Source organism: Rhodococcus sp. 06-462-5, from assembly GCF_002258315.1.
In the GTDB taxonomy this organism is placed as follows: Bacteria; Actinomycetota; Actinomycetes; order Mycobacteriales; family Mycobacteriaceae; genus Rhodococcoides.
In genome coordinates this window covers 214002-237459 of sequence record NZ_NOYD01000046.1, presented here as the reverse complement: position 1 = coordinate 237459, position 23458 = coordinate 214002, and the positions used below count along the sequence as shown (strand labels likewise).

The 23458-nt window shown below is 65.0% G+C and carries 20 protein-coding genes; 11 read left to right on the top strand and 9 right to left on the bottom strand.

Annotation, left to right across the window (positions count from 1 at the left end):
* Nucleotides 1–46: 46 nt before the first annotated feature.
* The 5 genes from CH251_RS21040 (at nt 47) to CH251_RS21020 (ending at nt 4781) form a co-directional block, all read left to right on the top strand.
* Nucleotides 47–1030: a sugar-binding transcriptional regulator gene (locus tag CH251_RS21040; protein WP_256979207.1), complete on the top strand. Its 984-nt coding sequence runs from the start codon at nt 47–49 to the stop codon at nt 1028–1030.
* Between the two features lie 75 nt (nt 1031–1105).
* Nucleotides 1106–2371, top strand: coding sequence for a DUF6745 domain-containing protein (locus CH251_RS21035; protein ID WP_373454975.1), 1266 nt, complete (start codon nt 1106–1108; stop codon nt 2369–2371).
* Nucleotides 2372–2435: 64 nt separating this feature from the next.
* The gene (locus CH251_RS21030; protein ID WP_094614868.1) at nt 2436–2891 is read left to right on the top strand and encodes a hypothetical protein; all 456 of its coding nucleotides are present in this window, start codon (nt 2436–2438) and stop codon (nt 2889–2891) included.
* 131 nt (nt 2892–3022) lie between these two features.
* On the top strand, nt 3023–4354 hold the full coding sequence (locus tag CH251_RS21025) for an MCE family protein (RefSeq protein WP_094614867.1): 1332 nt from the start codon (nt 3023–3025) through the stop codon (nt 4352–4354).
* Nucleotides 4355–4421: 67 nt separating this feature from the next.
* Complete coding sequence (locus CH251_RS21020; RefSeq protein ID WP_094614866.1) at nt 4422–4781, top strand: STAS domain-containing protein; 360 nt, start codon at nt 4422–4424, stop codon at nt 4779–4781.
* On the opposite strand, the gene CH251_RS21015 is transcribed toward CH251_RS21020, so the two are convergent.
* Both CH251_RS21015 and CH251_RS21010 read right to left on the bottom strand, forming a co-directional pair.
* The gene (locus CH251_RS21015; protein WP_256979206.1) at nt 4758–5906 is read right to left on the bottom strand and encodes a PP2C family protein-serine/threonine phosphatase; all 1149 of its coding nucleotides are present in this window, start codon (nt 5904–5906) and stop codon (nt 4758–4760) included. The genes CH251_RS21020 and CH251_RS21015 overlap by 24 nt on opposite strands.
* Nucleotides 5903–6703, bottom strand: coding sequence for an alpha/beta fold hydrolase (locus CH251_RS21010; RefSeq protein WP_094614865.1), 801 nt, complete (start codon nt 6701–6703; stop codon nt 5903–5905). The genes CH251_RS21015 and CH251_RS21010 overlap by 4 nt, the downstream gene beginning before the upstream one ends.
* An 86-nt stretch (nt 6704–6789) precedes the next feature.
* On the opposite strand from CH251_RS21010, the gene CH251_RS21005 reads away from it, so the two are divergent.
* Nucleotides 6790–7842: an NAD(P)H-binding protein gene (locus tag CH251_RS21005; protein WP_094614864.1), complete on the top strand. Its 1053-nt coding sequence runs from the start codon at nt 6790–6792 to the stop codon at nt 7840–7842.
* Here CH251_RS21005 and CH251_RS21000 read toward each other — a convergent pair.
* The 7 genes from CH251_RS21000 to CH251_RS20970 form a co-directional block, all read right to left on the bottom strand.
* Complete coding sequence (locus tag CH251_RS21000; RefSeq protein ID WP_094614945.1) at nt 7839–9323, bottom strand: amidase; 1485 nt, start codon at nt 9321–9323, stop codon at nt 7839–7841. The two genes, CH251_RS21005 and CH251_RS21000, sit on opposite strands and share 4 nt — an antisense overlap.
* A gap of 42 nt (nt 9324–9365) precedes the next feature.
* Nucleotides 9366–10568, bottom strand: coding sequence for an MFS transporter (locus tag CH251_RS20995; protein WP_094614863.1), 1203 nt, complete (start codon nt 10566–10568; stop codon nt 9366–9368).
* Between the two features lie 78 nt (nt 10569–10646).
* On the bottom strand, nt 10647–11822 hold the full coding sequence (locus tag CH251_RS20990; protein ID WP_094614862.1) for a 4-hydroxybenzoate 3-monooxygenase: 1176 nt from the start codon (nt 11820–11822) through the stop codon (nt 10647–10649).
* A 67-nt stretch (nt 11823–11889) separates the two neighbouring features.
* Nucleotides 11890–12642 carry an IclR family transcriptional regulator gene (locus CH251_RS20985; RefSeq protein ID WP_094614944.1) on the bottom strand — a complete coding sequence of 251 codons (753 nt, stop codon included), beginning with the start codon at nt 12640–12642 and terminating at the stop codon, nt 11890–11892.
* A gap of 93 nt (nt 12643–12735) precedes the next feature.
* Nucleotides 12736–14238, bottom strand: a complete 1503-nt coding sequence (locus CH251_RS20980; RefSeq protein WP_094614861.1) for a carboxyl transferase domain-containing protein — start codon at nt 14236–14238, stop codon at nt 12736–12738.
* Nucleotides 14235–15434, bottom strand: coding sequence for a CaiB/BaiF CoA-transferase family protein (locus CH251_RS20975; RefSeq protein ID WP_094614860.1), 1200 nt, complete (start codon nt 15432–15434; stop codon nt 14235–14237). The genes CH251_RS20980 and CH251_RS20975 overlap by 4 nt, the downstream gene beginning before the upstream one ends.
* A gap of 212 nt (nt 15435–15646) precedes the next feature.
* Nucleotides 15647–17017 carry an SLC13 family permease gene (locus CH251_RS20970; protein WP_094614859.1) on the bottom strand — a complete coding sequence of 457 codons (1371 nt, stop codon included), beginning with the start codon at nt 17015–17017 and terminating at the stop codon, nt 15647–15649.
* Between the two features lie 194 nt (nt 17018–17211).
* Here CH251_RS20970 and CH251_RS20965 point away from each other — a divergent pair, with 194 nt between their 5' ends.
* The 5 genes from CH251_RS20965 to CH251_RS20945 all read left to right on the top strand — a co-directional run bounded on the left by CH251_RS20965 (nt 17212) and on the right by CH251_RS20945 (nt 23366).
* Nucleotides 17212–17910 (top strand): FadR/GntR family transcriptional regulator, encoded by a 699-nt coding sequence (locus CH251_RS20965; RefSeq protein ID WP_094614858.1) that lies wholly within the window; start codon nt 17212–17214, stop codon nt 17908–17910.
* 172 nt (nt 17911–18082) lie between these two features.
* Complete coding sequence (locus tag CH251_RS20960; RefSeq protein ID WP_094614857.1) at nt 18083–19276, top strand: acyl-CoA dehydrogenase family protein; 1194 nt, start codon at nt 18083–18085, stop codon at nt 19274–19276.
* A 13-nt stretch (nt 19277–19289) separates the two neighbouring features.
* Nucleotides 19290–20498 carry an acetyl-CoA C-acetyltransferase gene (locus CH251_RS20955; RefSeq protein WP_094614856.1) on the top strand — a complete coding sequence of 403 codons (1209 nt, stop codon included), beginning with the start codon at nt 19290–19292 and terminating at the stop codon, nt 20496–20498.
* Nucleotides 20499–20533: 35 nt separating this feature from the next.
* Nucleotides 20534–22708, top strand: coding sequence for a 3-hydroxyacyl-CoA dehydrogenase NAD-binding domain-containing protein (locus tag CH251_RS20950; protein WP_094614943.1), 2175 nt, complete (start codon nt 20534–20536; stop codon nt 22706–22708).
* Between the two features lie 28 nt (nt 22709–22736).
* Nucleotides 22737–23366 (top strand): TetR/AcrR family transcriptional regulator, encoded by a 630-nt coding sequence (locus tag CH251_RS20945; protein ID WP_306436823.1) that lies wholly within the window; start codon nt 22737–22739, stop codon nt 23364–23366.
* Nucleotides 23367–23458 lie beyond the last annotated feature (92 nt).

The window sequence follows — 23458 nt, the reverse complement described above, 5'->3', positions numbered from 1 at the left end:
TGCACAGCTGATGCACATATGTGCAAACCGGTCGTACACTGCGACGGTGACGGACCAACGCATTACGCCCGAATCGGATCTGCGGACCGGCCATGCCACCCAGGCAGCGCGCCTCTATTACTTCCAGGACATGACGATGGCGGCGATCGGCCGTGAGCTGGGCGTATCGCGTTCGACGGTCTCACGACTCATCACGTTCGCGCGGGCATCGGGATTGGTGGAAATCAAGATCTCCACCCCGCTCGGTCAGGCCCCACGAATCGAGCGTGCATTCGCCGATCTGTACGACATTCGTGCACATGTCGTCCCCGTGTCGGAAACCGTCGACGAACTGCAGCGCCTCGATCGCGTCGCCACCTTCGCAGGCCGATTGCTGACTTCGTTCTTCGAGTCCGACATGGTGATGGGCGTCGCCTGGGGAACCACCGTCAGCGCCGTCAGCCGCAAGCTCGCACCCAAACGAACGCACAACTCCACCGTCGTGCAACTCAACGGCGCAGCGAACACCCGCACCACCGGAGTCTCCTACGCCACCGACATCGTCCGAACCTTCGCCGACGCCTACGGCGCTGTGGCGCAGGGATTTCCGGTACCCGCATTCTTCGACTACCCGGAGACCCGGCAACACCTGTGGCGTGAACGCAGCATCAAGCGAGTACTCGAACTGCAGGATCGGATGAACCTCGCCGTGTTCAGCATCGGCGTCATGAGCGGTGCCGTTCCGAGTCACGTCTACAGCGCCGGCTACCTCGAGCGTGAGGACAGAGCCGAGCTCCAACGTGACGGCGTCGTCGGAGACATCGCCACCGTGTTCCTGCGCTCCGACGGCAGCCACGACCGAATTGCGTTGAACGACAGATCGAGTGGACCGAGCCTGGATCGGCTCAAGGTGGTTCCGCGCCGAGTCTGCATCGTCGCCGGAGCGTCCAAACTCGATGCACTCACCGCCGCACTGCGCGGCGGATTGATCACCGACCTCGTCATCGACGACATCAGCGCGGCCCAGTTGATCCTGCGCTCGCGCGGCTGACCTCTTGCGCTCACCCGATTCTCGTGCCACTCTTTTCTTCATGACAACCGGAAAGGCGGACACCGCCTCCCTCACGTGAGCGCCGTGCCGATGCCGTCGACATTCCCCCGTCGCGGCACATTCAGTGACAATCCCGATGAATACGCCGAGAGCATTCGTGCGCTCTGCGCGCAGCGCGATCGATGGCTCCGCTACGGCCTGAAGGCCGGTCCTTCCGATAGAACCACGGCGGAATCAGCAGTGGCACAGTTGTATCGAAGAGCCGGTTTCGACGCGCCCGAGTTCGTGTGGGTACCGTCCCCCGCTGCCGCCGCGTCCTTCGTCACGGCAGAGCAGCTGGTGAACGACATTCCCACGACCGCCGCGATAGCCGATAAAGCACCTGCACGCATCGCATCGTTGCTGTCGAATTCCCGTCGACGAATGGACGAGCGAATCGACAAGCGAAGAATCGAATGGCCGCGGTGGTACTTCTACCAGAATCCGAACAAGCCGAGCGATCGAGAAGCGCGGACGACCGTTGCAACACGTTCACCGGAGGACGCGGCCCGAGCCGGCATCAGTCCCGATCCCATCATTCGCCGGACAGTGTGGGATTCGTTGCGCACCAGCCTGTTCGACGGTGTCGCTTCTACAACGAGAAGCCTCGCTCCACACTCGTTCGGCAGTATCACCTGGTACGGCCAGCAGGAAGCGCATCGCGTCGCCTACTACGACATCTATCGCACCTTTCACCTCGCCACGTTCGAGCGCGAGGACAACGAACTTCTCGACATTCAATCCGCTCTCGTCGAATCGACGGGATGGTGGTGGGCGTTCGACGACGTCGCAGTGATGTCCGAACGCCCCACCGCAGTGCACACCGAGCCCATTCCAAATCCGGTGCACGGTGAAGTGCGCCTGCACAATTCGTCGTCTCCAGCAGTCGAGTTCAGCGACGGCAGCGGTGTCCATGTCCTGAACGGGACCGTGGTTCCCAAGTGGGTGATCCACGATCCGACGGTCGAGCGCATCACCGTCGAACGCAACGTCGAGATCCGACGGAGCGCCATCGAACGAATCGGTTGGGACAACTATCTCGACCGAGCCGGTTTGCGACTGGTCGACACCGACGCCGATCCGGGCAATCCCGGTTGCACCCTGCAACTGTTCGCCACCCCGGCGGGCTGGGGCAGCGAGGGTCGAATCCTTCTCGCCGTCAACGGCTCTCGCGAACGTGACGGCGAGCGCCGACGCTACGGACTTCGCGTCCCCGGCGCGTTCTCGTCCGCGGTCGACGCCGCGGGCTGGACCTACGGCCTGGCCGGAGCCGACTACGGCCGGCTACTCCGCAGAACCTGACACCTAACGACGACACCACACCACGACGACACACACCCCCGACAACACACACAAGGTGACTCACATGAACTCGAACATCACACTGTCCGCACTGACCGACCTCACCGGCCTCGACGTATTCGACTATCTCGACAAGGAGATCTCCGTGCCCGTCATCGACGGCCTGCAAGCTCAAGGCGATCTGATCGTCGTTCCGTACGTACTGCTCGACGGCATAGTCGTTCCCACCGGCCAGACGCGACGCGAGAAGGTGCCGCTGACGGGAATCGAACTACTGCGCAGCGCCGCAGGCGGTAACCCCCACAGCCTGGTGGCCGATGGTGGCGTCTGCTCGTGGGCCAGCCCCGTGCACGACGTCCGAGGTCTGGCCCTGGGCATCCTGACCAACTCGCAGACGGCATACCTCATTCATCCCGAACACGGAGCCACCGGAATCGCGCCGGGGACATACGTCATCGGCCGGCAGCGAGAAGGCGGACAGGGCGGCTGGTTCCATTCGCCCCACTTGATTGCCGACTGAGAAATAGTGGTGCCCGTCACATTTCTGTCGAAGTGCTAGGTCCATCTCACAAACCTATCTTCGGTAGTAAGTGTGACGTTGTGTACCACTAAGGTTCGCGACATGGCTGCTGTTGTCGTTTCCACGGTCGCATGACCGGCTCCCCCTCGCCGGTACAGAACCGACTCCTCGGAATCGCTCTTGTCGTGCTCATCGTCGTGTTCGTGGGGTGGAGCGTCACCTCGTACAACAAGACGTTCAAGGACGTGGTGACGGTCTCCCTCGAGACCGACAGCGTCGGCAACGCACTTCCGCGCAACGCCGACGTCAAGGTACGCGGCCTGATCGTCGGTGAGGTGCGATCGGCGACGACGGCCGGTGGCGTCGTCACCTCGGAGTTGGCCATCGAGCCGGACATGGCCGAGATGATTCCATCGAACGCCACCGCGCGACTGCTGCCGAAGACACTGTTCGGTGAGCGGTACGTCGCGTTGGTGTTGCCGGACGGCAAGCCCGGGTCGCCGATCACCGAGGGCACCGTGCTGAAGCAGGATCGCAGCGGCAACGCCATCGAGGTAGGGCAGGTACTCGACGGCCTGTTGCCGCTGCTCCAGGCGGTGCCACCGGAGGACCTGTCGAACACCCTCGGCGCGATCGCCCAGGGCCTGAGCGGACGCGGCGAGGAACTCGGCCTCACGATCGACAGACTCGAGAACATCTTTGCCGGGCTCAATACCGAGTTGCCCGCAATCCAGGAGGACCTGCGCGGGCTTGCCGACTTCTCGCAGACCTACTCCGATGCGGCTCCCGAGTTGATCAACGCACTGGACAACCTACGGACCACCGGAAATACCGTCGTCGAGAAGCGACCGGCCCTCGAGTCGCTGTACGCGTCTTTGACATCCGCCTCCAACACCACCGCCGACTTCCTCGATGCCAACTCCGCGGACATCATCGGGCTGGCCGCGAATTCCCGTGAAGCACTCGAGGTGTTCGCCGAGTTCTCCCCGGCCGTCGGCTGCACCGTCGCCCAATTCGCCGAGGGTGCCAGACGCGGCAGGATCGTCACCGGCGTCGGCGACGAGTATCCCGGCATCAACGTCTCGATGCCGTTCGTCAACCCGAAGGGTCGGTACCTACCGAACCAGGACGAGCCGAGATTGTTCGAGCAGGACCGTGGACCGACCTGCTACTCCTCGCTCGACCGCTCGTCGGGCGAATACTTCCCGCAGTACCCGGGCAGCTCCCCCAACGACGGCTCGTACCAGGTGCCGTCGAGAAACCCCGGCGAACAGGACATTCCGTCACTTCCGGTTCCTCAGCTCTCCCCCGTGCCCGCGTCGTACGCGAACTCGGTCACCGAGCAGCAGACCCTGGCCGTCGTCTACGGCGGGGCCACGGGGATCGAGCCAGACGCAGTGCCGTCCTGGACGACGACGCTCGGCGCTCCAGCACTCAGAGGAACGCAGGTCACGTTCGAATAGGACCTACTGATTGAATGGTCCGCATGCCCCGTCGACGAGCGCGGCGGGTAACGATTCAGGAGTACAGATGCCAGCCGATACGAACACCGCCGGATTTTCCATCCAGTCCAGCAACGACGGCCGCGCGGCCGTCATCGCGGTCGCCGGTGAACTCGACGTCACCACGGCCCCCGCATTGTCGAGCGCGATCGACGCCCAGATTTCCACCACGCCCGCTGCACTGATCATCGATCTGAGCAAGGTCTCGTTCTTGGCCTCGGCGGCCATGACCGTGCTGGCAACGACCCAGAAGGATCACGGGGACACCGTCGCGTTCTCGGTCGTCGCCGATGGGCCGACCACCAGCCGCCCGATCAAACTGATGGGTCTCGATCAGGAATTCGCGCTGCACGCCGATCTGGCGTCAGCCCTCGCCGCCCTCGACTGACGACACTCCGAGCGCCATCACTGCTGCGTCGTCGGCCAATCCGTCGCCGAAGCTGTTCAGTAGGACTCGCAGATTCTCGACGATGATCGCGGGCGTCGCCGGGGCGTGGGCGTTCGCGAACTCGAGCAGCGCGCCCTCGTCGTCGTATCGACCGGTGCCCACCCGCGCCTCGGTGAGGCCGTCGGTGTAGAGCATCAGGGTCTCGCCTGCGCTCAATGTCACGGTGGCAGGCACGAAGCGAGCGGCACGCAGAATTCCGACGAGTTGCCCACCCGTCATGTGGACGTAGTGCGCGCTGCCGTCGGCCCGCATCACCAGCGGAGGCGGATGACCGCCGCTGGCCATCGACACCAAGAATCCACCGGCCGAGCGGCTGAGCACCCCGAACACCGCAGTGCAGAACTGCGCATCGTTCTCGCGGAACTCCTGCCGCAGAACCGAATCCAAATTGTGCAGAACAGCTACCGGGTCGTGGTCGTACACCGCTGCCGCGCGCAGGGTGTACCGCGTCAACGACGTCACGGCTGCGGCCGACGCACCCTTGCCGCACACGTCGCCGAGGAAGAATCCCCAGCGGTCGTCCGACAGCGGGAACAGGTCGTAGAAATCTCCACCCACCTCATCGCTCGATGCCGCGTGATAGTGCGCGGCGGCGGTCATTCCCGACGGCGGCAGCAGGGCAGGAGGGAGCAGCGACCGCTGCAGTGTCTTCGCCAGCAGCTCCGCTCGCGTTCGAGACTCGAGCAACTCGCGTTCGTAGGTGCGACGGTCCCTGGCGTCGAGCGCGGTGATGCGAATCAGTACCGGCGTGTCCTTCTCGTCGGTCTTGACGTTCGCGGTCATGAACACGGGCAGCCGACGCCGATCGGACGTCACGAAGTCGATCGCGATGCCGTCGAGCTGGCCGTACATCCGCAGAATCGGACCGAAATGGGTCTCGTAGTGGATCCGGCCACCGGCGGTGAGGAGTTGAGTGAAGTCGGTACCGATCAAGGCGTCGACGTCGAAGCCCAGCCAGTTCGCCAGCGTCGAGTTCAGTCTCACGATCCGCATGTCCGGGAGAACCGAGAGGTAACCGCATGGCGCGTTCTCGTACAGGTCCTCGATGTCGAGTTCGTGAATCACGACGATCTCACGAAGGTCGCAATCGCCTCGGCGGTCTGTTCGGGCTGAGTGACGTGCGGGCAGTGCCCGCTGGCGTCGAGGGTCTTCAGAGTGCTGCCTGCGATGTGCTCGTGGACGTATCTGCCGACCTGAGGCGGTGCCAGCGAATCCCGCGCGCAGTCGACGATCATCGTGGGCAGGGCCACCCCGGCCAGGTCAGCACGATTGTCGGACAGGAAGGTGGTGCGGGCGAACACCCGTGCGCACTCGGGATCGGACCGGCAGTAGCTCGCGGTCCACAGGTTCTCGAGATCCGGCCGATCCGGTGCGTTCACCACGATCGGTGCCATCGATGCGGACCATCCCAGATAGTTGCTGTCCAACGACTCGAGCAACTCGTCGATGTCCTCGCGGCTGAATCCGCCGCGATAGTCACCGTCGTCGATGTACCGGGGGGACGGCGTCAGGAGAAAGAGCTTGCCGAACAACTCGGGAGCCGCCTGGACCGCGAGAACACCCATCATCGACGCCACCGAATGACCGACGAACGTGACGTCACGGAGGCCGAGTTCCCGGACTATGTCGACGATGTCATCGACGTAGGCGTCCAGCGGCGCGTACTTGTCGGCATCCCACGCCGAGGGGTCCGACGCTCCCGACCCGACGTGATCGAAGAGCACGATCGAGAAATTCGGAGCCAGGATATCGGTCACCGAACGCCACAGCGTCTGGTCGCAACCGAAGCCGTGAGCCAGCATCACCACGGGCCCGTCGACAGCCCCCACGACCCTGACGTTGTTCCTGATACGTGCACTCACCCGCACAGTCTGCCATCTGCCTCCGACACCGGGGAGTGAGACCGCTCCGACCGGGTATTGCCTGTGTCTACAGAAACGAGAAACTCATGCGAGTGCTGGTCACCGGCGCAACCGGATACATCGGGTCTCGGCTGATCCCGGTCCTCCTCGAACAGGGTCACCACGTGCACGCCGCAATGCGCGATCCGAGCAAGAAATCGCGCTTCGCCTGGGGCGCTCACGTCACCGCCGTGCACTTCGACCTCGACGAGCACGAGACCTTCGACACCGCGACCGAGAATGTCGACGCGGTCGTATACCTCGTGCATTCGATGGACGAGGGCGATTTCGTCGAAAAGGATCGGCATGCCGCGCAGGCCATGGCCGCCGCGGCCGAACGCAACGGTGTGCGCCGGATCGTCTACCTCTCCGGACTCATTCCCGACGACGGCACGCCGCTCTCGGATCACCTGCGCTCCCGCCTGCAGGTCGAGGAGACGTTCCTCGACAGTTCCGTCGACGCCACCGCACTGCGGGCGGCGATCATCCTCGGTTCGGGATCGACCTCGTTCGAGTTGGTGCGACGGATGACCGAGCGTCTGCCGCTCACGCCCATTCCGACGTGGATGCGCAGGCAGGTGCAGCCCATCGCCGTCGTCGACGTGGTGGCCATCATCGCCCGTGCTCTCGGCGACACCGCACGCCCGGGAACGTTCGACATCGGCGGAACCGAGACGATGAGCTATCCCGAGCTGCTGCAGGCGTACGGCAGCGTCGCCGGTCTGCGTCGCGTACAGATTCCGGTGCCGTTGTTGCCGACCGGTCTGGTGGGGCGCGCCGTCGCCAAGATCACCGCCATGCCTGCCGGCACGGTGATCTCGTTGGTCGACAGCCTCACTCACGACATGGTGGTGCGCCGCGGGAACGCGGCAACGGAGGTGTTCGCCGACCCCGGTACGTCGCTGATGAGCGTCCGAGAGGCCCTGGAACGTTCGATCACCGTCACCGCCGAGGAGGGCACCGATGCCCACGCCGATCCCCAGGCTGCCGCCGACACCGATCCCGAGTGGGCAGGCGGAGTCGTCGACATCGTCGACGGCCATGTGCGGCAACGGCCGTCGGGCATCCTCGGAAAGGCTCTGCTCGGAGCGACCCGCTAACCGATGTCGGCGTAGCGGTGGGCCCACGGCACGGCTCGCTCCAACTGTCCGGCCAGTTGGACGAGCAATGCCTCGCCGCCGAGCGGTGCGGTGAAGTGCGCGCCCATCGGAAGACCCTCGGGGGTCCAGTGCACGGGAACCGACAGCGCCGGACGCCCGGTGACGTTTCCCAGCTGCGTGTAGGGAATCCACGAGATGTTGTCGTCGATCATCTGATCCACGATGCCGGTGTAGCGCAGAATTCCTGCAGTTCGGCTGCGCAGCAACAACTCCGATGCCAGCTCCAACGGCTTCGCGAGATCGAAGGCACCGATCTTCGGGGGGAGCTCCGCGACAGTGGGCGTGAGCAGCAGGTCGTAGGTCTCGAAGAAGGTGGCCAGCGCACGCACGTGCACATGGCGACCTTCCACTGCTTCCAGGTAGTCGACACCGCTGGCGGATCTGCCCAGCGCCGCCATGATGCGGGTGTCCCGCTCGAATCTGTCGTCGCCGCAACCGGTTCTGTGCTTCACCTCGTCCATCTCCCACGCCAGGTAGGTGAACCAGGCCAACAGGAATTCGCGGTTGAGATTCGCGTCGTCGTAGGGCGGGGCGTCGAGAAGTTCGACGGTGTGACCGAGCTCGGTGAGTGCCTTCGCAGCAGACTCCATCGCGGCGACGGCCTGCGGGTGGGGCGACGGATTGACCGATGTCACAGCGTACATTCCGATGCGCAACGGCTTCGGGTCCTTGTCCACTCGGGACAGGAACGTTCCGTCCGGACGCGCGGGCAGGTAGTCGGACGTCGCCTCACCGCCCGCCAACACGTCGAGCATCGCGGCGGTATCGCGCACCGACCTCGACACGACGCCCTGCACCGCTGCCCCGTGCATGGGTTCGCCGAATGTGGGGCCCGACGGCACCAGTCCGCGTCCCGGCTTGAGTCCGACGAGCCCACAGCACGACGCCGGAATACGGATGGACCCACCGCCGTCGTTGGCTCCCGCCACCGGGACGATGCCGGACGCCACCGCAGCGGCCGATCCACCCGACGATCCACCGGGAGTTCTGCTGCGATCCCACGGGTTTCGAGTCGCGCCGTGCACCGCCGGTTCGGTGATTCCCTTCGCCCCGAACTCCGGGGTGTTGGTCTTTCCGAAGATCACCAGGCCTGCATCGAGCCAGCGCTGCACCACCGTGGAATGCTCCGGCATCGGCAAGTCCGTCAACGCACGCGATCCGCTCGACGTCGGCAGGCCTGCGTAATCCTGCGAGAGGTCCTTGATCAGGAACGGCACTCCCGCGAAGGGTCCCTGCACCGGCCGCGTCAACTGGTCGTCGGCTTGCTCCCGCATCACCCGAACCACCGCATTGAGCCGCGGATCGATCGACTCGACCTGCGCCAGTGCGCAATCGAGCAATTCGCGCGGTGTCACATCTCCCTCGGCCACGAGACCTGCCAGACCCAGGCCGTCGTACTGGCGATACTCGTCGATGCGCATACCGGCCACAGTATCCGAGGCCACGTCGGCCTCGGAGCGGAATCAGTGCCGCGAATTCGACCCGGCAAGGGGTCGCAGTGCTCCCATCACGATCAACGAACACGCCAGGAGCGCAGCGACCACCAGCAACGCGCGAAGCACGTCACCGTGCCCACCGAGAAATCCGATGAGGGGCGGACCGCCGAGAAAGGCGAAGTATCCGATGGAGGCGACCACACTGACGCGAGCGGCTGCAGCTGCCGGCTCGTCGGCCGCCGCACTCATGGCAACCGGGAAGCCGAGGGAGACGCCCGATCCCCACAGAAACGCGCCCAGAAAGGCAAGCGGCACAATCGGACTGAGCACGAACAACAGCACACCGACCACCGACACGCCCGCGAGACCTCGCAGAACGACGACTCGACCGTACCGATCCAGCAGACCGTTGCCGAACCACCGCACCGCGGTCATGGCGACCAGAAACGTGGTGAACGCCAGGGTCCCGGCGACGGCCGATGCATCGTATCCGTCGATCAATGCGATGTTGAGCCAATCGTTTCCGCTGCCCTCGGCAAACGCGAACGACAGGGCCACGACGCCGATCAACAGGGTGCGCGGCTCCTTCCACCGAGCGAGGGCATGCGGCCGCGAGGTGTCGGCGGCAGGCTGTTCGGGTTCGGCGTCGGACTCGTTCAGAAAGTTACGGACTCCCCACGGGATGACTCCGACGATCACGGCTGCGACCGCCAACAGATGCACCGTGACCGAAATGTTCAGCACCACCATCAGTGTTCCGATCAGGGCTCCCACCACAGTGCCCGCGCTGAAACCCGCGTGAAAGCGCGGCATGATCGATCGCCCGAGCCGTCGTTCGGCAACTGCGCCGTGGACGTTCATGGCAACATCCCATGCGCCGTTGGCGAATCCGAGCACGAACAGCCCGACGAGCAAGGGCACCACACCAACGAGATAGCCGGTGGAGATGACGGTCAGACCGGCCGCGAGGACGAGAGACATCACAGTTACCGTGAGCCGAGACCCGAAGCGGTTGATGATGATGCCGGACAGCGGCAGGGCGAGCAACGACCCGACCGCGATGGCCAGCAGCACGATTCCGAGTTGGGACGACGTGAGCTCGAGACGATCCCTGACCTGAGGGATGCGCGACGCCCAGCTGGCGAATGCGAAGCCGGCTCCGATGAACGCGATATAGGTGGCCCGTACCGCGGTGGTCGTACGCGCCGAGGTCACGTCGATATCAGACACTGTGAATTACCCTGTTTCTCTCGCTGTTCCGCAAGGGTAACGAACGAGGGGCCGGCCGCAGCGATCGCCGCCGAGGGCTCAGAATCCGATCGGCAGTCCCGCGTAGTTCTCCGCCAGCCCCGTGGCCCCGGCCTCGCTGGAGGCCACCCATTTCAGTTGCGAGAGCTGCAACTGCGTATCGAACGGATCGTCGCCGGTGTGCAACATCGTCGTCATCCACCAGGAGAAGTGCGTGCATCGCCAGACGCGTCGAAGTGCGTCGTCACTGTAGGCATCGGCGGCACGGGAGTCGCTCTTGCCCAGCAACGATGTCAGCGCCGGGGCCAGCAGTGCCACGTCGGCAACTGCGAGGTTGAGGCCCTTCGCTCCGGTCGGCGGCACGATGTGCGCGGCATCGCCGGCAAGGAAGAGTTTGCCGTGTCGCATCGGCGTCTGCACGTAGCTGCGCATCGGCAGCACGCTCTTCTCGGTGATCGGCCCCGGTGTCAGCTCCCAGCCGTCCTGACCGTGACCGAGCCTGCGTGCCAACGCATCCCAGATCCGCTCGTCGGACCAGGTGGCGATGTCGGTGCCGTTCGGAACCTGCAGATACAGCCGGCTGACCGTCGACGATCGCATCGAGTGCATCGCGAATCCATCCTGATGCCAGGCATAGATGAGCTCGTCGGTCGAGGGTGCGACGTCGGCCAGCACCCCGAGCCAAGAGTAGGGATACGTTCGCTCCCAGGTGTTGCGCACCGAATCCGGCATCGCCGCCCGGCTCGGACCGAAGGAACCGTCGCATCCGGCGATGACGTCGGCGTCGATCCGCATCGACGTTCCCGACGCGTCGGTGAACGTGACGTACGGAGCGTCGGACTCCACGTCGTGCAACGCGGTGTCGGAGACGTCGTAGTAGATCTGCTGACCGGCCTTCTCGCGGGCCGCAACGAGATCCTTCGTCACCTCGGTCTGCCCGTACACCCACACGCTTCGGTCCACCAGGTCGCGAAAGTCGATGTGGTGGCGCTCTTCCGGCCACTGCAGATAGATTCCGCGGTGCTCGTGCCCTTCGCGATGCAACCGCTCACCCAAGCCGTGGTCGTCGAGCAGCTGGACCGTCGAATGTTCGAGGATTCCTGCGCGGATTCGTGAGAGCACGTACTGCTGCGTACGCGACTCGATCAGAACGGAGTCGATTCCCTGCTCCCCGAGTAGGTGGGACAGCAACAGACCCGCGGGCCCTGCACCGATGATGGCGACCTGTGTACGCATGTATCGAGTACACCGCGCGTTCGGGCCGGGAACAAGAAGTCGTTTCCACTCAGTGAAAAGGCGATCTTCACCCCCGCAGACTTCGCTCGATTCCTCGGGCTGCAACCTGCAGAGCTGCAACCAGTCTGGCTCGATCACGGCCGATGCTCGGAACCACGATTCCCAGCGCGGCCACCACTGCCTCGCCTTCGCCGCGGACCGGTACGGCCACCGAACACGCCCCCAGCGTCATCTCCTCGACCGTCTGCGCGTACCGCTCGCGATGCACTCGGCGTAGTTCGCCGTCCAACTTTCCCGGGTGAGTCACCGTGTACGGGGTGATGCGGGCCAAGTTCCCGAGCACGCGATCGTGCACCTCGCGCGGGGCGTGGGCCAACAACACCTTTCCGACTCCGGTCGCGTACAGCGGCAGGCGGGCTCCGACCCGGCTGATCGCGGGCACCGACGCGTGTCCGGCCAACCTGTCCAGGTAGAGCACCTCGTCGCCGTCACGAATGGCCAGATGCACCGTGGCGAGCGTGGCTCCGTAGAGATCGTGCAGGAACGGCGACGCGATCTCGCGCAGGTCGGACTGATCCGGGGCCAGCAGCCCCAGCTTCCACAGCCGACGCCCCACCACGAACCGACCGTCGTCGCCGCGAACGAGTGCTCCCCAGTCGAGAAGCTCGTGCACCAAGCGGTGAGCCGTGGCGATGGGAAGACCTGCGCCGTCTGCCAATTCGGTCAACGTCAACGCAGGTGTCTTCTCGTCGAACACGCCGAGCAACGCCAGCAGCCGCGAGGCCACCGAGACCCCCGGATCCCGCGCATTGCCTGCCACCTGCACGACGATAGCCTCCCCGGTCATCGCCGAGCTCGAAGTTATGGACGAACTCCGGCCGAAAGTCATCCACAACTTCGAGTTCGGCGGGCATCAGACCGCGGCAGCCGCGAAGCCGATTCTGTTGAAACGCTTCTCGCGGGCGATCATCCGCATCGACGGATCCTGGGCGATCAGGTCGGCGAGCTCACGGTGCAGCACCGCACCCACCCGATCACAGAACTGCTGCGATTCGTCGGCCGCGTCGGGCAGCTCGGGAATGATGATGTCGACGACACCGGCGCGGAAGAGATCGAGCGAGCGCACTCCTTGCTTGGTGGCCATCTCCGCGGCATGGGCGGTGTCGCGATGCACGATGGCCGACGCACCCTCGGGCGGCAGCGGCGAGAGCCACGCGTGCTGAGCAGCGAGAACGCGATCGGCGGGCACCAGCGCGAGGGCGCCCCCGCCCGTCCCCTGTCCCAACAGCAACGACAGCGTCGGGGTTTCGAGGTCGACCATGTCTGCGATGCACCGAGCGATCTCGCCGGCCAGGCCACCTTCCTCGGCCTCCTTCGACAGCGCTGCGCCCGCGGTGTCGATGACGGTGACGAGCGGAAGCTTGAGATCCTGTGCCAGACGCATACCGCGTCGGGCCTCGCGAAGCGCTGCGGGACCGAGCGGTGTCTTGGTCGTCTGCCCACGTCGATCCTGCCCGAGCAGTACGCATGGCATGTCGCCGAACCGCACGAGAGCCAGAATCAGGCCAGGATCCGATTCCCCCTGCCCGGTTCCGTTGAGCGGCAGCACATCTGCTGCAGTACTGAACAGCAACTCGCGCACGCCGGGCCGATCGTTCCTACGGGAGGCCAGGATCGACGTCCACGCAGGCACGTCCTCGATCGTCCATTCGAGCGCCTCGACGGTACGTGGCCGGCACGACGGGATGTCGGTCATGATGCGCAGCGCCCGATCGACGATTTCGCCGAGCTGCTCGGGCGGGCGGATGGCATCGATGAGCCCGTGGGCCTGGAGGTTCTCCGACGTCTGCACGCCCGTGGGGAATTTCGCGTCGTAGAGAGCCTCGTAGACGCGAGGCCCGAGGAAGCCGACGAGGGCACCGGGCTCGGCGACGGTGACGTGTCCGAGCGATCCCCAGGACGCGAAGACTCCACCGGTGGTGGGGTGCCGAAGGTAGACGATGTACGGCAGGTTCGCCGCCTTGTGCGCAGTGATCGCGGCGGTGATCTTGACCATCTGCAGGAACGCGACGGTGCCCTCCTGCATGCGGGTTCCGCCGGAGGTCGGCAACGCGAGCAGCGGCAGCCGCTCGTCCGTCGACCGGTGCACGGCAGTGACGAGCCGTTCACCCGCCGCAACCCCGATCGAGCCTGCCAGAAATGCGAACTCGCCGAGCAGGATTGCGACCTTGCGGCCCCGAATGGTCGCCGAGCCGGTGAGGACGGACTCGTCGAGACCGGTCTTCTCACGGGCCGCCGCGAGTTCGCTCGCGTACTGGTCGTCGATGACGTAGTCCGCGGTCGGGGTGTCCCAGGAGTCGAAGCTGCCGGGATCGATCACCAGATCGAGCAGTTCGAGGGCGGTCATTCTGGTCATCGGATCGCTTCTTTCAGCCAGTCGCGGACGAGTTCGTCGTCGGCACCCAGTACCGGTGGTGCCAGGTGATTGGTTTCGGTGACTTCGGTGCCGTCGGATTCGAAGAAGCGCAGCGGCGGCCCCGGCAGAGTGACCGTGCCGAGAGTCGCGTGCTCGACGTCCACCAGCAGGCCTTGAGATTTGGTCTGCTCCCACTCGTACACTTCCTGTACATTTCGCACTTTGCCTGCGGGAACACCGATCTCGTCGAGGAGAGTCAGGAGCGGCTCGGTCTCGTAGGTGCGGAAGATCTTGGAGACGAGCTCGATGACGTCGTCGCGACTGTCGACGCGCTGCGGGTTGGTGGCCATGCCTTCGAGATCGGGGTCGATACCGAAGCCCTCACAGAAGCGATGCCACAGGCCCTCGCTGCCCACGGAGATCTGCACTGCGCCATCCGATGTCGGAAACAATCCGTACGGGCAGATCGACGGGTGATGGTTGCCCTGAGCCGCGCCGACCTCGCCGGCGACGGTCCACTTGGTGCCCTGGAAGGCATGCACTCCGACGACGCTGGCAAGCAGGGAGGTGCGGACGACCTTGCCGCGTCCGGTGCGGTCGCGTTCACGTAGTGCGGCGAGAACGCCGAAGGCTCCGTACATTCCGGCCAGCAGGTCTGCAATGGGAACTCCGACGCGCTGGACGTCCTCGGGACCGGAGCCGGTGAACGACATCAATCCGGCCTCACCCTGGGCGATCTGGTCGTAACCGGAGCGGCCGCCCTCGGGTCCGTCGTAGCCGAATCCGCTGATCGACAGCACGACCGTGCGCGGGTTGATCTCGGCGATGCGCTCCGGCGAGAAGCCGAGGCGGTCGAGCACTCCGGTGCGGAAGTTCTCGAGCAGCACGTCTGCTCGTTCGATCATGTGCTCCAACGCTTCTCGGCCGTCGTCGGTCTTGAGATCGAGTGCGATGGACCGCTTGTTGCGGTTGGCCGAGAGGAAGTACGTCGACTCACGTTCGGCATCGCGCGGAGTGACGAAGGGGGGACCCCAGACCCGGGTGTCGTCGCCGCCCTTGGGGGTCTCGACCTTGATGATGTCCGCGCCGAGGTCGCCGAGCATCATCGCCGCGTGCGGACCGGCCAAGGCGCGGGTCAGATCGACCACCACGGTGCCTTCGAGCGGTCCGGTTCTGCCTGTCGTGTTGAGGGGCATCGAATTGATCCTTACGTCGAAGCGAGGTGGGAGCCGGACCCGAAGTCCGATTGGATTACTGGGCCAGTGGCCTAGCCAATTCCATTGGACCAGCGAACCACGGAGAAGTCAAGTAACGATTTACGGGCCTTTGCTCAGCTCAGACGCGTGATGGCGGCACGCCGAGTACACGTGCCGCCATCATCGATCAGGGAAGTCGAGCTGCCGTACGGCTACATCCAGCCGGGTACCACCAGCAATCCCCAGGCGATCAGCGGACCGATGACCACGACCAGGGCGCTGTATTTGAGGATCTGCTTGTAGAACACATCCCGGTCGATGTCCTGGGCGTTGGCGAGCACCAGGGCTCCGTTGGTGGAGAACGGGCTGACGTCGACGATGGTCGAAGCGATGGACAGAGCCACGATGACTCCGATGGCCCCTACTTCACCGGCGAGCAGGAACGGAACAGCAAGCGGAATGGTGACGCCGAGGATCGCGGTGGACGACGCGAAGGCCGAGACGATGGCACCGATGTAGCAGAGCAGCAGCGCCACCAGGAGCGGGATGCCGATGTTGGCGACCGAATCGCCGACGTATTCGACGGTTCCGGCTTCCTGCAGCACGCCGACGAACGTGAGCACACCACCGATGAGCAGCACCGTCGACCAACTGATCTGGTTGATCGCGCCCTTCTGCGCCTTGGGCGATGCGAGAGCGAGGATCACGGCCACCGTCATCGCGATGAAGCCGACGTCGAGGTCGAGCACTAGCGCGAACAGAGCCAGCGAGGCGAGGCCGACGAGCGTGAGAATCTGGTCGAAGGTGATGGCCTTGACCGCGGTGGCCAGGGGCGGTGCGTTCTCGACCGTGACCGTCTGACCGGAGGGACGAGGCGTCGACGCCCCGAAGCCGCGCATGACCGTTCGCGAACCCGAACCGCCGACTCCACCGGTGTCACCGTCGGGACGAGTGCCGTCCTCGTCGTGCACGCTGCGTCCGATGAGGGAGCGGCCACCGAGGAACATGAACAGCAGCGCGCCGATTGCGGCGTTGAAGAACAAGCTGCCGAGGAAGAGTGTGAGTGGACTGTTGACCAGGCCTGCATTGGCGGCGATGTTGTTGACCGTGACGCCGTAGATGCTGATGGGTGAGAATCCGCCTGCCTGCGCGCCGTGGATGACCATCATGCCCATGAGCAGGGCGTTGATCTTGTAGCGCGCGGCAAAGCCGAGGGCGATCGGGGCAACGATGGCCACCGCGGCCGGACCGAGCGCCCCGATGGAGGTCAGGACGCCGGTGATACCGAACATCACCCAGGGGATGAGCGCCACCCGGCCTCCGACGAGCCGAACGGCTCCGCGAACCAGCAGGTCCACCGTGCCGTTGTTCTGCGCGATGGCGAACAGGTAGGTGATTCCGACGAGCGTGAGGAACAGGCTGCTCGGGAAGCCGGCAATGATGTCGTCGGCACCCATGCCCACGGCAAGTGTTCCGACGAAGAACGCTGCCACGAACCCCAACGCGCCCATGTTCACGGGGAACACGGTTGCGGCGAGGAACATGACGACGAGCGCAAGGATGGGTATCAACTCGGTCGACATCGAAGGTCTCCGGTCCGTCTGTGGTCTCACCCGGGCGGTCGCCCAGGATCTCCAGTGGCTAATTGGACTGGCCACTGAGTCAATAGGGACTCAACCAGTGAAGTGGATCACTTGTCAACCCCAACTGTGTCTGCCGTTACTGCTGCGACGGCGGCTAGGGTGGAGGTCCAGAGGAACAGAGAGCGAGTGACACAGTGGCTGAGCAAATTCGCCCCGTGACCCGACCACGGCTGTACGAGGTCATCGTCGAACAGCTGTGCAGGCACATCGCCGACCGCGATATGAACCCTGGCGATCGACTTCCCCCCGAGCGTGAACTGGCCGGGCATCTGGGAGTCAGCCGTGCATCGCTGAGTCAGGCCCTCGTCGCCCTCGAAGTGCAGGGCATCCTGTCGGTCCGGCACGGCGACGGCGCAGTGCTCGTGCGACGACCCGTGGGAGACATGGCAATTCGCGCCCTGCGCGAACACGCCGACCGTCTTCCCGAAGTGATCGAGGCCCGTGAGGCACTCGAGGTCAAGCTCGCCGAACTGGCCGCAACGCGTCGCAGCGACGACGAGATGGCGGCCATCGACCACGCCGTGTCCGTGATGGCCACCGAGATCACCGACGGCGATCGAGGAGACTCCGGCGACGAGTTGTTCCATCACGCCATCACCGAGGCCGCGCACTCACCGCTGCTCGCTCGCCTGATGGGCGAAATCGCCGAGCTGATTCGCGAGACCCGCATCGAGTCGCTGTCGCAGTCCAACCGCCCCCAGGCCTCGCTCGAGCATCATCGCCGCATCGCCGAGGCCGTCCGCAATCAGGATCCGGCCGAGGCAGGACGGGCAATGGCCGACCACATCCGACTCGTCTCGGACGTGGCGCTGCTGCGCTCGGTCGACGGCTAGAGAACTCCCCGCCGAGCTCGAAGTTATGGATGAATTCTGACCCGAATCCGTCCATAACTTCGAGTTCGGCAGCTCGGGCAGCACCCTTGGTTGACATCCACGACACCGTCGCGCCATCATAATTGGCACAGCGCCAACAAACCACGGATGCGCTTCGAGCCAAGGACCCACCATGACTGCACTCGCAGACCGCACCTCCGGCGACCTCGCTACCGAGCTCGCCGACGTGCGACAGCTCGCCCGAGGATTCTTCGAGAAGGAGGTCGCGCCGCACCGCGAGGAATTCGCGGCAGCCGGACGCCCCAGCCGCGAGGTCTACCGCACCGCGGGCAGCCTCGGACTGCTCGGCATGTCGGTACCCGAGCAGTACGGCGGAGGCGGCGGCGACTTCCGTCACGAGGCGGTGCTGTTCGAAGAACAGGTCCGCTCGGGTGACTCGGCCATGCAGCTCGGCGTGCACAGCGGCATCGTTCCGCACTACATCCTGGCCTACGCGTCCGAGGAGAAGAAGCAGCAGTGGCTGCCGAAGCTTTGCTCGGGAGAGTGGATCGGTGCCATCGCCATGACCGAACCGGGCACCGGCTCGGATCTGCAGGGCATCACCACCCGTGCAGTGCGCGACGGCGACGACTACGTCGTGACCGGCGGAAAGACGTTCATCTCCAACGGAGCTCACTGCGATCTGATCATCATCGCCGCCAAGACCGATCCGTCCGCCGGAGCCCGGGGACTGTCACTGCTCGTCGCCGAGGTCTCCGACGACACCGACGGCTTCCACCGCGGGCGCGTGCTGCACAAGATCGGCCAGAAGGGCCAGGACACAGCCGAACTCACCTTCGACGGCCTCCGCATCCCTGCCACGAACCTCCTCGGGGGCGGGAGTGGAGCCGGCAGGAACGACCAGGAAAGTCAAGAGGGTCGCGGCTTCGCGCAGTTGATGCAGCAACTCCCCCAGGAACGCCTGATCTGCGGCATCGCCGCCGCTGCGATGATCGACGCCGCCGTCGCGCAGACAGTCGAATACACCAAGTCGCGCAGCGCGTTCGGCAAGACACTGTTCGACCTGCAGAACACCAAGTTCGAGCTCGCCGAATGCGCCACCATCGGCCGCGTCGTGCGCACCTTCGTCGACGACGCCATGGCACAGCACATCTCGGGCACACTCGACGTCACCACGGCCGCGATGGTCAAGTACTGGACCACCGACCGACAGTTCGAGGTGGTCGACCGGTGCCTGCAGCTCTTCGGTGGGTACGGCTACATGGAGGAATACCCCATCGCCCGCATGTTCGTCGACGGCCGCATCGCGCGCATCTACGCCGGCGCCAACGAAGTCATGAAAGACCTCATTTCCCGCTCGCTCTAGAAAGGCCACCACCATGGAGGCATTCCTCTACGACGCAGTGCGCAGCCCACGTGGCCGTGGTAAGAGCTCCGGCTCACTGCACACCATCAAACCGGTCGATCTGGCCGCGAACACGTTGTCCACGTTGCTCTCTCGACACTCGCAGCTCGATCCCGCCCTGATCGACGACGTCGTGCTCGGTGTCGTCACCCCGGTCGGCGACCAGGGATGCGACATCGCCCGCACCGTTGCGATGGGGGCCGGACTGCCCGACAGTGTCGCCGGCGTTCAGCTCAACCGCTTCTGCGGATCGGGTCTCGAGGCCGTCAACACTGCGGCGCAACGTGTTCGGTCCGGCTGGGATCGGCTCATCGTGGCCGGCGGCGTCGAATCGATGTCTCGTGTCCCGCTCGGGGCGGACGGCGGCGCGTGGCCGTGTGACCCACTGACCAATTACGGCAGCTACTTCGTTCCGCAGGGAGTCAGTGCAGACCTCATCGCGACGATCGAAGGGTTCGACCGCGACGAGGTCGACGCCTTCGCGGTGCGCAGCCAGCAGCGAGCGGCGCATGCCTGGTCGATGGGCCACTTCGAGAAGTCGGTCGTCCCGGTCTTCGACTCGAACGGCCGGCTGATGCTCGATCACGACGAGATCATGCGCCCCGAGACCACCACGGCCGACCTCGCCGCCCTCAAACCGTCGTTCGCACAGATGGGTTCGCTCGCCGGGTTCGACGCCGTCGCGATGCAGAAGTACACCGAGGTCGAGCGCATCGATCACGTGCACCACGCCGGCAACTCCTCCGGCATCGTCGACGGTACCGCGATGGTGCTGATCGGCTCCGAAGAGGCCGGTCGCGCAGGCGGATTGACCCCACGCGGACGCGTCGTGGCCGGAGTCGTCGCCGGATCGGACCCCACGCTGATGCTCACCGGCCCGGTGCCGGCCACCCACAAGGTATTGGCCGCAGCGGGGCTCACTCTCGACGACATCGCGGTGTTCGAGGTCAACGAGGCATTCGCTTCGGTGGTGCTCAACTACGCGAAGAAGCTGGACGTCGACCACGATCGCATCAACGTCAACGGTGGCGCGATCGCGATGGGCCACCCGATGGGCGCGACGGGAGCGATGCTCACCGGAATGGCTCTCGACGAGCTCGAACGCCGGGGCGCGCGCTACGCGCTGATCACGCTCTGCATCGGTGCCGGAATGGGCGTCGCCACCATCATCGAGCGCCTGTGACCACCCCCGCGCTCGAACAACGACCCGAGGAAACGATGAACAGCTCTGCGGCACTGAAGACTTCCACGATCACCGGCGAGATCGGCACCGACCGCGTACTCGTGGTGACGATCGACGACCCGACGCAGTCGGCCAACACCATGAACGCCGCGTTCGGTGAATCGCTCGGTCGGACCGTCGACTGGCTCGAGGCCAATCGAGACGCATTCGACGGCGTCATCATCACCTCGGGAAAGGCTTCGTTCTTCTCCGGTGGTGACCTCGAGTTGTTGCGCGACGCGGGCCCCGCAGACCACGCACGTATCGCCGATGCCCTCGATTTCACCAAGGACAAATTCCGTCGGCTCGAAAAGCTGGGCAAGCCTGTCGTGGCTGCACTCGGCGGCACCGCGCTCGGTGGCGGCTTCGAGATCGCGCTGGCCTGCCATCACCGAATTGCACTGAACAGAAGCAACTCTCGGTTCGGCCTTCCCGAGGTGACCCTCGGTCTGCTCCCTGGCACGGGCGGCGTCACCCGAACGGTGCGGATGTTCGGAATCGTCGGCGCACTGACACAGGTGGTGGGCCAGGGACAACGCTACAGGCCGGCCAAGGCACTCGAGATCGGACTGATCGACAGGATCGTCGAGACCGAGGACGAGATGATGGCGGCAGCCCGTGCGTGGATAGCAGCGAATCCCGACGCAGTACAGCCCTGGGACAAGAAGGGATTCAGGATCCCCGGCGGCACCGCGGCCTCACCCGCGTTGGCTGCGCAGCTCCCTGCCTTCGCAGCCACGGTACGCAAGCAGGTCAAGGGTGCACCCATGCCGGCTCCGATCGCGGTGGTTGCTGCGGCCGTGGAGGGATCGGTGCTCGACTTCGAGTCGGCATCGCTCGTGGAAACCCGACACTGCACGGCACTCGCCTGCGGTCCGGTCTCGGGCAATCTGATCCAATCGATGTTCTTCGATCTCGGATCCATCAACAAGGGCGGCTCTCGTCCGAGCGCCGAACCGCACCGGGTACCCGAGAAGGTGCTGGTGATCGGAGCCGGGATGATGGGTGCCGCCATCGCCTACGTTGTCGCTTCGGCCGAGGTCCCCGTCGTACTGCGTGATGTCTCGATCGAATCTGCGGAGCGTGGAAAGGATTACGCGCGTTCGATTCTCGGCAAGGCCGTCGCGAAGGGGCGCACGACCCAGGCCGACGCCGATGCGGTGCTCGCACTGATCACACCCAGTTCCGACGCGGCCGATGCCGAGGGGTGCGATCTGGTCGTCGAGGCCGTGTTCGAGGATCCCGCCGTCAAACAGGGTGCATTCGAGGCCGTCGACAAGTATCTGACCGCCGACGCATTGCTGTGCTCGAACACCTCGACCCTGCCCATCACCGAGCTGTCGACGGGAGTCTCACGCACCTCGGACTTCATCGGCACTCACTTCTTCTCCCCAGTGGACAAGATGCCGTTGGTGGAAATCCTTGTGGGAGAACACACAAGCGACTCCGCTCTGGCTCGCGCGTTCGACTTCGTCCGGCTGATCGGCAAGACGCCGATCGTCGTCGGAGACAGTCACGGCTTCTTCACCACCCGCGTCATCGGCCGATTCATGGACGAGGCGATCTCGTTGGTGGCCGAGGGCGTGCACCCCGCCACCGTCGAGCAGGCTGCGCTCCAGGCCGGGTACCCGTCCGGTGCGCTCGCACTGATGGACGAGATCTCGTTGACCCTGTCCCGGCACATCCGTGAGGGCATGGCGCAGGCCGCCCGCGCCGACGGTCGACCGTGGATCGTCTCGAACTCGTATGCCCTCGTCGATCGACTGGTCGACGAGTTCGATCGGCCCGGCCGCAAGGGTGGGCGCGGCTTCTACGAGTACGCCGAGGACGGCACCAAGGCGGGGCTGTGGCCGGGCCTGGTGGAGCACTACCACCGCCCCGATCACGGAATTCCGTTCGAGGACATGATGGATCGCATGTTGATCGCACAGTCTCTGGACTCGGTCGCATGCCTGGACGAAGGAGTTCTACGCACGGTCGCCGATGCGAACATCGGCTCCATCCTCGGCATCGGCTATCCCGCCTGGACCGGCGGGGTGCTGCAGTTCGTCAATCAGTTCGACGGCGGGCTGCAGGGATTCGTGCATCGAGCCGACGAGCTGCGGGCGCGATACGGCGATCGCTTCGTCGTACCGAGGTCGCTGCGCTCACGCACCGAGCGGTACCTCTGACGCCTCGCGGAGTCGGTTCGGTGCAATCATGAGAACCATGCCGGCTGCAAGTACACCCAAGTGGAATCGACTGGAACCGGACGAGCGACGAACGCAGATCCTGGCCAGCGCCGTTCGCTTGTTCGGCGACAAGCCGTACGCCGAGGTCTCGATGTCGGACGTCGCCGCCTCCGCCGGAGTGGCCCGCGGGCTCATTCACCACTACATCGGCAGCAAACGCGATCTGTACCTCGAGAGCGTTCGCTTCCTGGTCACCGTGCCGCCGATCGAAGACGTACATCTGCCCACGGGCTCACTCGAGGAGCGGGCCCGTGGCAGTGTGCACTGGCTGGTGGGGGTGATCGAGACACACGGCACGGCGTGGGTGTCGATGGCGAGCGGGTCGGGCGTCGACGAGCAAGTGGCACAGATTCTCGACGAGGCCGACGATCTGGCTGCCGAACGCGTCCTCGACGCAACGGCATTCGAGGGCAGAGGCGGTGACCGTCGCATCGCGACGTCTGCGGTGCGCGCATTCGGCGGCATGGTCAAGGCGGCCGGCCGCGAGTGGTTGGTGCGCGGCACACTGACGCGCGAACAGGTCGAGATTCTGCTGACGGACGTGCTCGTCACCGTTCTCGCAACCGCACGTTCTTTCGACGACGCTCGGGAACGTTAGCAAGACAACCATTTTCGCGGAACCTCGAGATGGGCCGACCTGCATCTCCACTATTGACACAGTGCCAACAAGGTGGAACTGTGACGGTATTC